The following is a 12,046-nucleotide window of genomic DNA, read 5'->3' as shown; positions in this document are numbered from 1 at the left end:
CATGGGCACCGGACAGCGCGAGAACACCGGCCAGGGCGACGGCCGTAAACCGCTCACGGGCTGTGTGGCGCTGGTGACCGGCGCCTCCAGCGGCATCGGTGCGGCCACCGCGCTCGCACTGGCCCGGGAGGGCTGCTCGGTCGCCGTGGTGGCCCGGCGCGCCGCACGGCTGACGGAGCTCACGGCGGCGATCGACGAGCAGGGGAGGGGTGGCGCCGCCTTCGCGGTGACCGCCGATCTGACCGACGCCGACCGGCCCCGTCGCACGGTCGACCAGGCCGTGGAGCACTTCGGGCGGCTGGACATCCTTGTGAACAACGCGGGGTTCGGCGCCCGCGGTTCCGTCGAGCACAGCGATCCGGCGGACTGGGACCGGATGATCGATCTCAACGTCAAGGTGGTGCTGCGGATGTCGCACGCCGCGCTGCCGCATCTGCTGCGCGCGGCGGGCGAGGGGCCCCGTGGCGTCGCCGACCTGGTCACCGTGAGCTCGGTCGCCGGCCGGGTGCCCCGTAAGGACAACAGTGTCTACTCGGCCACCAAGCACGCGGTGTGCTCCTTCAGCGAAGCGTTGCGCCAGGAGGTGACCGGCCGCGGCGTCCGGGTCGGCCTGGTCGAACCGGGCATGACGACCACGGAGATGACGCTCGGCACCAGCCGGGCCGCATCGGCACACGGGCTGCCGCCGGACGTCTGGCTGCGGGCCGAGGACATCGCCCGCTCCCTCGTCTTCATGGTCACTCAGCCGCCGCATGTGGCGATCAACGAGATCACGGTGCGGCCCACCGCCCAGGAAAGGTGACCGGCGGAAACCCGGCCCGGGTCCTGGGCCACGGGCGCCGGCCTGGCTACCGTCGCCTCGTGCGCCTGCTGCTCCTCTCCGACACCCACCTGCCCAAGCGCGCCAAGGTGCTGCCGCCGCAGCTGCTCGGCGAAGTGCCGCGCGCCGATGTCGTCATCCACGCCGGCGACTGGGTCGACGCCGCCACCCTGGACCTGCTGGAGTCCCGTGCCCAGCGGCTGATCGGGGTGTACGGCAACAACGACGGTCCGGAGCTACGGGCGCGGCTGCCGGAGGTGGCGTACGCGGAACTGGAAGGCGTACGGCTCGGTGTGGTGCATGAGACCGGCCCGGCGCAGGGCCGCGAGCGCCGGTGCGCCGAGCGGTTCCCCGACCTGGACGTGCTGGTGTTCGGCCACAGCCATATCCCCTGGGACTCCACGGCCGACGACCGGCTGCGCCTGCTCAACCCCGGTTCGCCGACCGACCGCCGGCGGCAGCCGTACTGCACCTATATGACGGCGGAGCTGCGGGCAGGCCGGCTGACCACGGTGGATCTGCACCGCCTGCCCCGCAGTAGCTGAGGACGTCAGCGGCCGAGCAGACCGCGTACGTAGGCGGCCTGGCCGGCGTGCTGAAGACCGTCGGCGATGACGCTGACGAGCCGGACGCCCAGGGTGACCGGTGGCGACCAGGCACGGTCGACGATGCGCTTGAGGTCCTTGTCCTCGACGCCGGCGAGGTACTGCACCGTGTTGTCGTGGACGGCCTCGTGGTAGTCCGCCAGCAGCTGGGCGCTCAGGTCCTGTACGGCCGCGACCTCCTTGCCGGAGTGCCCGAATCCGGTGTCATCGGCCGCGAACGGCAGCCCGAACCGGTCGTACCAGCCGTCCGCGGTCCAGATCTGCTCGGCCTCGGCCGCACCGGCGAGATGGTCGTCCTGGATCCGGGTGAGGTGCCAGACGAGCCAGCCGATGGAGTTGGCCTCGTCGTCGGGGCGGGTGCCGAGCTCTTCGGGACTGAGCCCGTCGACCACTTCCTCGACGGTCTCCCGGATGCGTCCGAAGGCATCGACGAGCAGGTCCGTGCTGGCGGTCATGGTGGCTCCTTAGCGGCGACGGGAGGGCGTCAGGCCCGACGGGGCGCCCATGGTCGCAAGCCGGGGCGGCGAATGGTGGGAGCCGCTCCGTCGGCACTGGGCGGGCCCTGCCCGATGGAGCACGGAGACCCATGACAACGGCACGCCGCCCCCGGAACCGGCCGAAGGGCCGCGGACCGAGATGGCCGATATGTTCAAAAATCTCCTGATTTGGAGCTGCCCCGACCCGGACCGGAAAGCTCCGCACGGCCGGATAACACGTACGAGAAATATCGGGTCGGTCACGGCTGCAACCGGCGACTCGGGCAAACAGTCATACCGGGCATGAAGAGACGACTGAACCTGCGAATAGGGCGACGGCCCGGCGGCGCGGGCCGCAGAGTGGGCGTGGCGCTCGCCGTCACGGCGCTGACCGTGCCGCTGACGGTGGCCTTCGGCTCCACCGCCCAGGCCGCCACTGCGTCCGCGTCCTCCTGCACCGCGGCCACCGGCCCGTACCAGAAGCAGGCCGAGAAGTTCCTCGGTCTGCCGGTCGACGGCCGGCAGTCGGCGTCCGACTGCCGGGCGATCCGTGCCTTCCAGACCAGCCACGGGATCACCCCGAACATCGGCTACGCGGGCCCGGTCACCTGGGGCGTGATGAGCCTCGTCGCACAGCAGCAGGCGGCCGGCCACAACCCCAACAAGGCCGGTAAGTGCCCCACCAACAAGGGGCGGATCGCCTGCGTCGATCTGACCCGGCAGCTCAGCTGGGTCCAGGACGGTTCGCGGCTGGTGTACGGCCCGGTGCCGGTCCGCACCGGCCGCGACGGTTACGAGACCCGCACCGGCGCCAAGAAGATCTACTGGCGCAATCTGCACCACTACTCGACCCTCTACCACGTGGCCATGCCGTACAGCCAGTTCTTCGACGGTGGTCAGGCCTTCCACTCCATCAGCGGCAGCGTCTGGTCCGCGCCCGGCTCGCACGGCTGCGTCAACATGCGCACCAACGACGCCAAGAAGTACTGGTCGCTGCTGAAGAACGGCGACGACGTCTACGTCTACGGCCGGAAGGCCGGCACCTGAGCCCGCTGAGGTGCGAGCCCACGGGGCGCCGGCCAGATGAGGGCACCGAGTGCCCGGCCCTCCGGCGCCCCTCGCGGCAGCGCTCTCAGGGCGCACCGATGGTGCGCAAACCTGCCGGCCGGCTCAGTGAGCCAGCAGTTGGTACAGCGCCATCGGGGTCACATAGCCAGGCCAGCGCCCGTCGGCGAACAGATGCACACCGGCGTCGAGATAGCACTGGTCGACGAGCTGGGAGCAGATCATGTGCCGGGTGCTGGCGACATAGCGCCGCAGCCCCGGAACGGGGAGGTGGAACCGGTGCGTGGCGATCGCCAGGTAGTCGAGGAAGCTGTACGGCACCCCGACATAGCGGTCGGCCGCTGCGCAGATGCCGGCGCGTTGCTGCTCGGTGAGGCCTTCCGGGCAGACGTAGAGCACTTGGGCCCCGTCGTAGTCGGCGAGAGGGCGGATGCGGGCCCCTCCGGGCTCGGCCTCCAGCAGCTGGTCGTCGGGCAGGACCAGGAAGGCGTGTTCGTAGTCGGCGAAACCGTCGCCGTTGATCCACTGCCCGAAGCGGATCAACCGACCGGTGATGCCAGAGATTTGTGTGAGTCCGATGTCGCCGGGCAGGGGATGGGTGTGCTTCATGAGCAGCTCCCGGGAGCGCAAAATGCGGATTCCCCCGGGTGATACCCGCTGTCCGCCCGCCCGCACCCCTTTCCCGGCGGTGGCGGTGACGGTCGGTCCTCATGGTGGTCGCCGGATGGCGGCAACGATCTGCTGGGCCCACTGGGCGGGCGTCCGGTCGTCGAGGAGCGCGGCGAGGCGCGCGAGGTGCGCCGCCCGCTGAGCAGGCGTCATGCTCAGTGCGCGGTACAAGGTGTCCACGAGGTCCTGGGCGCAGCCCGGTTCGGTGAGCAGCGCCGCGGCACCGAGTTGGGAGGCCGCTCCGGTGTGGCGCGAGAGGACGAGCACCCCGGACCGCCCGGTGGCGGTGTGGCTGGCGATGAACTCTTTGGCGGTGAGGTTCATGCCGTCCTGTAGGGACGTCACCCAGAACACCTCAGCGGCGAGGTAGTGGTCGACGACCTCTTCGAAGGGCAGGGCCCGGGGAAGGTATTCGACGGGCTCCCAGCCGTCGGTGCGCCAGCGGCCGTTGACCTCCGCGACGGCGCGTTCGAGGACCGCCCGGGTGGTGTCGTGGACGCGGATCCCCGGCTCGGGCGGCGGGCAGACGAGCCGGAACACCAACTCCCCGCGTAGCTCCGGATGTTCGGCCAGCAGAGCGCCGATGGCACGCACCTTCTGCACCGGAGCCTTGGCGTAATCGAGTCGCTCCACCGACAGGACCAGTGCCGGCCGCGATGTGCCACGTCCGTCCCGCGGTCCCCTGGCCCTGAGGCGCGCGCGGGCCAGATCCTCAACCGCTTGCCGGTCGATACCCAGAGGGTGCACGCCCGTACGCGGCATCCGAGGGGCGCCCGCGAGCACCTGCCGGAAGTGACCGGCGAATACGGCGGTGTGGAAGCCGGCCCAGTCCAGACAGGTGAGGGAGTCCCGCAGCTGCCCCGCGGTGGGGAGCTGGGCGAAGACATCCGGCGGCGGGAACGGTGTGTGATGGAACAACCCCAGCGGCAGATCCGGCCGCGCGACGCGCAGGAAGCCGGGCACGAGCCAGAGGTTGTAGTCGTGCAGCCAGACCGTGGCGCCCCGGGCCGCATGCACGCTGATGTGCTCGGCGAAGCGCGCGTTGAAGCTCTCGTAGTGGCTCCAGGCCGACGCGCTGAACCGTATCCGGCCGGGCTGGGACATCAGGGCGGGCCACAGCGTCTCTTTGCACGCACGGTGGAAGTACGCGGCCCAGTGGGCGGAGGCCACGGGCAGAAACGCCAACGGGAGCCCGGCCGGCCGCGGCCGCCCGCGGCGGGGGAGCGGAGGCTCTTCACCGCTGACGTATGCGCTCTCGCCACCGGCGAAAGGGACGCCACCGTCAGCGTACGGAACGCCGCCGCTGCCGGCGTGGGGCACGCCCCTGTCGTCGTAGGGCACGCCCCTGTCGGTGTGCGGCCCGCCGCCCTCCTCGACCAACGCCGTGGCCCATACGGCATCCGGACCCTCAGGGCCGAACAGACCCCGCAGGGTGGGCAGTACGCCGTTCGGACTCAGGGGCTGGTGCCACTGCCCGTCGGCCCACCGCACCGGAGGACGGTGGTAGCCCACGACGACCGGGCGAGCACGTTCCACCCAGCCCAACTCCTCCAGGGCCGACAGAATGCCCGCCGCTCCCGGACGGACTCCGCGATGGATACCGCCCTCACCGGCGAGCTTGTCCCGGAGGGCGGGCTCCGCGTTACTCATGATCACGCCGTGCGCCCCGAGCTGAAACAGCGACAGATCATTGAGCGAGTCCCCGGCCACGAGCACCGACTCCATGGGCCACTGGAGCTTACGGGCCAGCAGGGCGAGGGCATGGCCCTTGTCGGCCTGCTCCGGCAGTACGTCGAAGTAGCGGCCCGCCGAGTACGCCCAACCGCAACCCAACTCCCTTACCGCATCGGTGAGCTCGTCCCTCAGCTGCTCGGGGCGCAGGAAGAACGAGCACCGGCCGTCCTGGACCACCCCGTCCTGATGGACGAGTTCGGGAAACCGCGCCAACACCGCACGTACCCGCCGCTGCCCCGGCCAGCCACGACGCAGCTGGTTCTGGAGGATGTCGACGCGGCTCCCGTCCACCCCGTCGATCACGCTCGCGCCGACATCCGCGATGATCCACCGGGGCTGCGGTACGAGCGGATCGCTGTGCAGAATCTGCTCGACGGACGGCAGAGAGCGGCCGGTCGCGAACACCACGGTCACTTCCGGATGCCGGTCGAGCATCTGCCGCAGCCGCCACCGGTCCGTGCGGTCCCCGCCGAGCAGCGTGCCGTCCAGGTCGGTGACCAGCACCCGGACACCGTCACCCGGGACCGACAGCTCCGGCGCGACCTGCTCGTCCGACACCCGCGATATGCGGAGCAGTGGTCCGCCGGCCCCGCCATGCCCATGCGTCATGCCGGGACTGTAGGGAGAACACCCTGTACATAGCGCCGATAACCAAGGCACATGGCCGGAAATGACGGCCTTTCAGCTCGCTGTCACACCCCGCTCGGCCAGAATCAGAGCCCCCGGCAGCACAGTCAGGACTGTTCGCCCTCTGATGCTGGAGGAGTACAAGACTCAGCGGCGGCCATCGCGCACACTGAACGCACCACGGAAGTGCTGGCCGCGCCATGCGGCGGCGTAGCGGGCCGGGGTGGTGCCGATGTGGCGGGTGAAGTGCCGGTTCAGATGTGCCTGGTCATGGAAGCCGACGGCTGCCGCGACCTCGGCCGGTCGCCGGCCGTCGAGCAGGAGCCCGCGGGCCCGCTCGATGCGCTTGCCGGTCAGGTAGGTGTGCGGTGGCAGCCCGTAGGTCTGCTTGAAGCAGCGGACCAGGTGGGTGGGGTGGGCGTGGAGGACGGCGGCGGCCTCGCTCAGGGAGAGGCCGGTCGGTATCCGGGAGTCCAGCAGCTCCCGTAGCCCGGTGGCCAGGCGGTTCGCCTCGCGGCCCGGTGTGCGGGGGCGAAGCGCGTCGAGATGGAAGTGCAGCCGTTCGCGGATGAAGGTGAGCCGGGACTCGGCCTCGAACGCATCGCCCGGTTGGCCGAGGGACGTATGCAGTTGGTGGATCCGTTGGCGCAGCAGCGCATCGTCGAGGAGCGGACGGTCCACCGCGCTGCCGGTCAAGCGCTCGGGCAGCACGGTCATGTCCAGGTAGAGCACGCGCTTGCGGAAGCCCGTTGCCGTGACCGTTCGGCCGTCATGGGAGACACCGGGAGGCAGCAGGATGACCGTTCCGCTGCCGGTCGCCCCATGACGATGACGGTCGAGCGCGAAGTCGACCAGCCCGTCGTCGAGGATCATCAGATCCCAGGTGTCGTGGGTGTGGGCGGGATAGGCGTGCTCGGTGAAGTGCGCGTGGAAGACCTCGGAGATGCCCGGTACCGACGGCTTCCAGGCGCTGATCGTCGTACGGGGTCGGTCCGGGCTTGCTGTCATGGCAGGAACGTACAAGATCGACGGGCCGCGGGCGCTGCAGGTGCGGCAGTTGTGCGGGGCGACATGATCCCTGGTGTTTTCGGCCGGGCCGGAGTGCTCTCCACCGGGCCATCATGGTTTCGTGGTAGGGGAGTTGCGGCAACCTCATCGAGTGACCCCGCCACTCCGGATACGTCGCCGCGCCGTCCCGCAACGCCGGACGAGGCCCGCGACCGGACGTACGGACATGCAAGCCATAGCGAACATGATCACCGCGTTTACCGCGATCGGAGCGCTGGTGTTCACGGGCTTGTCCCTCAACGCCACCCGCGACCAAGTCGCCGCTGCCCAGGCTCAGAACCTTGTGGCCGAGCAGGGGCAGATCACCGAGCGCTGTACCAAGGCCGTCGAACTGCTGGACAACACCGGTCCCGAACACCTCCAAGGCCGCCTCGGAACGTCAAGAAGACGGACCTCGGCGACGCCGACCTCACCGGCGCATTCCTGAGCGGCGTACTGCACGATTCCGGCACGACAATCACAGGCACCCGAACGGATGGAGGAACCAGAGGCGAGTGGTGGTGACCGGACAGACACCCGGCGTCCCGCGCGGCCGAGAAACGGGTGTGCCTCCCGGTCCCGGATGGGGCGGGAGGCACTGAGGGTGGCACTGATGTGTCCGGCCTGAGCTCATCGCTCAAGCCGCATCCCTTGAGGCATATCCCTCAAGCTGAATCCCTTGAGACGTACCCCTCAAGCGGGATTCCGTGAGCCGTGGCCCTCGACCGGCCGCCTCCGTCGGAGGCCGTCGGCCGTTCGTACCCTCGTGTTCAGCGCTTCACCACGAAGGCGTGGCCCTTCTTGGTGCCGGAGGAGCAGGAAGCCTTCTCCGCACGCGTCATCTTGCGGGTCTTGACCGTCACCGCATTGCTCTGGCCGTCCGTACCGTTGGGCGCAGGACCGGTGACCTTGTCCGGTACGAACCAGTAGTAGTGCCCCCACTTCGGGCTGTCGTAATGCGTCTGCCAGGTGCCCGAGACGGTCTGCATGACCTGCGCACGGGAGATCCAGCCCACCTCGCCGGGCTTCACCGTCATGTTCAGGGAGCTGTTCTCGGTGTGCGAGCTCGACCATGTGTGGCTGTACGTCGCGGTCACACTCAGGTCGATCAGACCGGCGATCTTGCCGCCGGCGGTGACCGAGACGCCCGCGGAGTCCGTCGAGCCCACGGTGTCCGACCAGCCCATCGACTGCGTGGCGTCCGAAGTACTGCAATTGTAGAGGGAGTTGGAGACCTGGCGGAAATCTCCCAGGAAGGCCTTGCCGAGCTTCGGCTCGTTGAAGCTGCACTTCCCCTCGCCGGATGCGCAGTCCGCTATCAGCTGCTGCCGAGTGGGACCGTCGTCATCCGCGGCAGCCGGTACGGCCATCGCTGCGACCAGGCCCAACGATGCCGTGGACAACGCCATCAACCGGCTTCCACGCCGGATCATTCTGCTGTTGCTCAGTGCCATCTTGCTGTTGCCTCTATGCCTTTCATCCAGTTCGTCCGTCGCTCGTTCGCGCGACGTACGGGCAGCGGCTGTTCCCAACGAAGTGCTGAGTGTGGGTTGTTGCTGTATGTGTCGCTGTTGCGTTCGAGACTGGAGTGAAATCTAGTTCAACTACACCAAGAATCGGTAAAGTTGTAGTTGATGGTGAAACGGTCCCTTTAAGGGGTCGTCGGCGGCATGGCGTCAGGTTGTGGCTGATGGGGGGAGGCTGGCCGGGAGGGGAGGTCTGGCGTTGCTCAACCGGTCGTGGATGCTCCGTTGAGGACGGTGCGCACGGCGCGCGCAACGAAATCCTCCTCGACGGGGAGCTGCCGGAGTACGACGCGGAGCCAGGCGGCCCCGGCCAGTAGGTCCACCAGAAGCAGGGGGTCGCTGTCCGCCGGGAGTTCGCCGCGTTCGACGGCGCGATCGAAGAGCGGCTGCTCGCGCGCGATCCGATCGGCGAAGAAGTCCCGTACATGCTCGGCGAGTTCGGGGCTATGGGTGACCGCGCCGAGGGTGGCGACCGCGATGTCGGAGGCCGGTGGGGCGGTGAGCAGGGTTACCACGGTCTGAAGCAGGGCCTCCAAGTCACCCTGGAGGCTCCCGGTGTCGGGCGGCTGGAGGTCGAGCTGGCGCGCCCCCGTGAGTGCGGCGCCCAGGAGCGCCCCTTTGGACGGCCACCACCGATAGATCGTGGTCTTGTTGACGCCGGAACGCTGGGCGACCCCTTCGACGGTCAGGCCCTCGTAGCCCTTGGCCGCGAGCAGTTCCAGCGTGGCGTCGAAGATCTCCTGAGTCTTTCGCGGCCCGCTGCCGCTCCGCCGCGCCCCGCCCTGCCGATGGCCCTGGCCCTGCCGATGCTCCTCGTCGCGCCGTCCCTCGTCCTGCCGTTCCTCGTCCTCGCTCATGGGGGGAGATTAGCATCGGAAACAACGCAACGTTGCGTTGCATTTCGCGGTAGCGTGTCGAGCATGGAGTCCAACGAAGCCGGGCTGCCCCTCCTGTTCGTGCACGGCATGCGCGTCAGTGGCACGATGTGGCAACCCGTGATCCGAACCATCGGAACGCGCCATCCCGCGGCGGCGCCTGACCTGCCGGGCCATGGGGTGCGGCGCGGCGAGCCGTTCACCATGCCCGGCGCCGTGGCGGCCGTCGTCGACGCCATCGATGAACTCGGCGGTCAGGCGCTGCTCGTCGGGCTGTCCCTGGGCGGCTACGTCGCCATGGCCACGGCCGGCGCCCACCCGGACCGCGTTCTCGGGCTGGTGGCGATGGGCTGTACGGCCGTACCGCGCGGAGTGCTCGGTGGCGTCTACCGGAGGGCCGCACAACTGGCGCGCCGGTACCCGGAACAGGCCGACCGCCTCAGCGCGTTCGGGTTCCGTCGTGCGCTTCCCGGCCCTTCGGCCCGCGCCATGACCGCGGGTGGCCTGAACTCCGAGATCATGCCGAGCATCATCGACGCCGTGGGCACACTGGACCCGCTGACATCGCTTTCGGCGTATCCGGGCCCCGTATGGCTGGTGAACGGTGAGCGCGACCAGCTCCGCCGCGACGAACGCCGGTTCCTCCAGGCTTGTCGCGACGGCCGTCTGATCGTCCGGCCCGGCTGCGGGCACATCAGCGTCCTCGCCGATCCGACGGCCGTCGCCCGGCATGTCATGGACGCCGCGGCGGTCGTCGCCGCGCCCCGTACGAACGCCACCACAGCCATTGCCACTGCCGCGGAGCCGGTGTCTGGCGGGGCGATGCCTGGCGTCCCCGCCCGCGGCGTGGCGAGATCTCGGGCTTCGATGCCGGAGGGAGAGCAGTGAGCGCGAGCGAACGGCAGTGGAGCGTCGAGGAATCCCTGGAGATCCCCCTCCCAGCAGAAACCCTCTATACGGCCCTCGCGGACATCCGGAGGATGAAGGAGTGGAGCCCCGAGGTCTTCTGGGTGTGGTCCCGCGGCGACCGCTTCGTGGGCTTCAACCGTCGGGCCCTATGGGTCTGGTTCACCGTCTGCCGGATCGTCACCGCCGATCCCGGCCGTGAATTCGCCTTCGATGTCACCACGTTCGGGCTGCCTGTGGCGCGTTGGGGCTACCGGCTGGAACCGACGGACCGGGGGACACGGGTCACCGAGTACTGGATCGACCACCGCCGCCGCGGCTGGCGCCGCTGGGTCGCCGAGATGCTGGGGCTGGTCTTCACCGGCACTCCGGCAGATCAGCGCGCCGCGCGGAACCGCGCCGGCATGCGGGTGACGCTGCGACGGTTGTCGGCCGTGTGCGGGGGCCGGTGAGCCGTCGTCGGGGGCGTCGGAGGCGGAAGGAGCGGCAGGTTCGGAGTGGGGTGGGGTGGAGTGGTCGGGGGCCGGGGGATCCGTGGTGTGTGTGGCCGGGTATGCGCGCCGCCGATGCCCCGGATCCGCTGCTGCCTCACGGCTGCCGGGTGGCCACCACCAGCCGGCATCGAGGGCTGCCGTCCGGACGCCGGCCGAGTTCCGGAAGCGCGCACAGCTGCACCGCGAACCCGGTCCGTGCCAACTCCGCGCGGACATCGGTGAGACGGAACCCGCGGTAGTACATGACGAAGGGCGGGCGCCACAGCGCATTGCGGACCCGCATGGCCGCGTCGAAGCCCAGCAGCGTCCAGTACGCAACCGAGCCCGGTGAGGGCGGCGCCGGGACCGGGAACACAAACCGTCCGCCTGGCCGCAGTACGGAGTGGACCTGTGCGAACAACCCCGGTCGTTCCCGGGGCAGGAAGTGCCCGAAGGCGCCGAAACTCACCGCGAGGTCGAAGGCCGGCCCGAACGGCAGGGCACGCGCATCCGCCCGCACCCACTCCTCGCGCGGCGCGGCGGCGGTGGTCCGCTCACGGGCACCGTCCATGGCGCGGGCACGCGCCACAGCGAGCATCCCCGCGCTCATATCGACACCGGTGACCCGCTCTCGGCACACCTGCCGCAGTACGTCCATGCCTGCGCCCGTACCGCAGCACAGGTCGAGCCCGCTGTCGAACGGTCCGAGCCTCCGCAGCGCTCGCGCGACGGGAGTCAGCATCCACTCCGGCGTCCGGAACGGGGTGTGGTCGAACTTCGGGGCGAGCAGGTCATAGCCGTGCTCGACGGAGGACAGCGCCTGGACGGCGAGTTCACGGAAAGTGGGTCCCTGGGGTGTGAACATCGGCCTCAGCATACGGCCGATCCACAACGGGGGTTCCCACGCGTACCGCGTGACCTCTCCCGTATCTCATCGACCGCTCTCATCGATCGCCTCGCCGCGTGCTACAGTGCGAGGGGAGCGCACTCGTGTTCGCCATATCTCGGCTTCGGTGCCTTGTTCCTGTCCCGCTACACGCACCTTCGTGCCATGTGTAGTTCACGTTCCTCGTATCGCTGATGCGCCCGTCTTTCCTTGACCGGCGATCCTCAACCGACTGCTCGGCAGTCACCTTCCAGCGATGCGGCACCACGGCCCTCTCCCTCCGGCCGCGGGTCTTCTCGCCCGCCTCTGGGGCGCGCTTCGGGGCGTGACGTCCCTG

The 12,046-nt window shown here is 69.5% G+C and carries 13 protein-coding genes; 6 read left to right on the top strand and 7 right to left on the bottom strand.

The annotated features are described in order from the left end of the window. The first annotated feature begins 1 nt into the window (after position 1). Together ACZ55A_RS23075 and ACZ55A_RS23070 are read left to right on the top strand one after the other, a co-directional pair. Positions 2-802: an SDR family oxidoreductase gene (locus ACZ55A_RS23075; protein ID WP_468843028.1), complete on the top strand. Its 801-nt coding sequence runs from the start codon at positions 2-4 to the stop codon at positions 800-802. A 59-nt stretch (positions 803-861) separates the two neighbouring features. Then, positions 862-1,365, top strand: a complete 504-nt coding sequence (locus tag ACZ55A_RS23070) for a metallophosphoesterase family protein (protein ID WP_468843025.1) — start codon at positions 862-864, stop codon at positions 1,363-1,365. A gap of 5 nt (positions 1,366-1,370) precedes the next feature. Here the strand turns inward: ACZ55A_RS23070 and ACZ55A_RS23065 are convergent, their stop codons facing one another. After that, positions 1,371-1,880 carry a mycothiol transferase gene (locus tag ACZ55A_RS23065; protein WP_468843023.1) on the bottom strand — a complete coding sequence of 170 codons (510 nt, stop codon included), beginning with the start codon at positions 1,878-1,880 and terminating at the stop codon, positions 1,371-1,373. Between the two features lie 324 nt (positions 1,881-2,204). Between ACZ55A_RS23065 and ACZ55A_RS23060 the strand changes: the two genes are divergently transcribed. Next, a complete protein-coding gene (locus ACZ55A_RS23060; protein WP_468843020.1) occupies positions 2,205-2,948 on the top strand; it encodes a L,D-transpeptidase family protein in 744 nt (247 codons plus the stop codon). Between the two features lie 123 nt (positions 2,949-3,071). On the opposite strand, the gene ACZ55A_RS23055 is transcribed toward ACZ55A_RS23060, so the two are convergent. From ACZ55A_RS23055 to ACZ55A_RS23045, 3 genes are all read right to left on the bottom strand, one after another. Next, the gene (locus ACZ55A_RS23055) at positions 3,072-3,575 is read right to left on the bottom strand and encodes a C40 family peptidase (RefSeq protein ID WP_468843018.1); all 504 of its coding nucleotides are present in this window, start codon (positions 3,573-3,575) and stop codon (positions 3,072-3,074) included. Positions 3,576-3,674: 99 nt separating this feature from the next. Then, the gene (locus ACZ55A_RS23050; RefSeq protein ID WP_468843016.1) at positions 3,675-5,978 is read right to left on the bottom strand and encodes a trehalose-6-phosphate synthase; all 2,304 of its coding nucleotides are present in this window, start codon (positions 5,976-5,978) and stop codon (positions 3,675-3,677) included. A 165-nt stretch (positions 5,979-6,143) separates the two neighbouring features. Then, positions 6,144-7,004 carry a helix-turn-helix domain-containing protein gene (locus tag ACZ55A_RS23045; protein ID WP_468843013.1) on the bottom strand — a complete coding sequence of 287 codons (861 nt, stop codon included), beginning with the start codon at positions 7,002-7,004 and terminating at the stop codon, positions 6,144-6,146. 244 nt (positions 7,005-7,248) lie between these two features. On the opposite strand from ACZ55A_RS23045, the gene ACZ55A_RS23040 reads away from it, so the two are divergent. Then, positions 7,249-7,491 (top strand): hypothetical protein, encoded by a 243-nt coding sequence (locus ACZ55A_RS23040; RefSeq protein WP_468843010.1) that lies wholly within the window; start codon positions 7,249-7,251, stop codon positions 7,489-7,491. A 322-nt stretch (positions 7,492-7,813) separates the two neighbouring features. Here the strand turns inward: ACZ55A_RS23040 and ACZ55A_RS23035 are convergent, their stop codons facing one another. Beyond that, entirely contained in the window at positions 7,814-8,452 is a 639-nt protein-coding gene (locus ACZ55A_RS23035; protein WP_468843007.1) for a hypothetical protein, read from the bottom strand. 320 nt (positions 8,453-8,772) lie between these two features. After that, positions 8,773-9,426, bottom strand: coding sequence for a TetR/AcrR family transcriptional regulator (locus ACZ55A_RS23030; RefSeq protein ID WP_468843005.1), 654 nt, complete (start codon positions 9,424-9,426; stop codon positions 8,773-8,775). A 63-nt stretch (positions 9,427-9,489) separates the two neighbouring features. On the opposite strand from ACZ55A_RS23030, the gene ACZ55A_RS23025 reads away from it, so the two are divergent. Together ACZ55A_RS23025 and ACZ55A_RS23020 are read left to right on the top strand one after the other, a co-directional pair. Continuing rightward, positions 9,490-10,332, top strand: a complete 843-nt coding sequence (locus tag ACZ55A_RS23025) for an alpha/beta fold hydrolase (RefSeq protein ID WP_468843002.1) — start codon at positions 9,490-9,492, stop codon at positions 10,330-10,332. Continuing rightward, entirely contained in the window at positions 10,329-10,802 is a 474-nt protein-coding gene (locus ACZ55A_RS23020) for an SRPBCC family protein (protein WP_468842999.1), read from the top strand. The genes ACZ55A_RS23025 and ACZ55A_RS23020 overlap by 4 nt, the downstream gene beginning before the upstream one ends. Before the next feature lie 136 nt (positions 10,803-10,938). Here ACZ55A_RS23020 and ACZ55A_RS23015 read toward each other — a convergent pair whose 3' ends face one another. After that, positions 10,939-11,688 (bottom strand): class I SAM-dependent methyltransferase, encoded by a 750-nt coding sequence (locus tag ACZ55A_RS23015; protein WP_468842996.1) that lies wholly within the window; start codon positions 11,686-11,688, stop codon positions 10,939-10,941. Between the last annotated feature and the right edge of the window lie 358 nt (positions 11,689-12,046).

This window comes from Streptomyces sp. NPDC034111, from assembly GCF_055575375.1.
The sequence above is the reverse complement of the archived record's forward strand: the minus strand, read 5'-3'. Positions and strand labels throughout refer to the sequence as shown.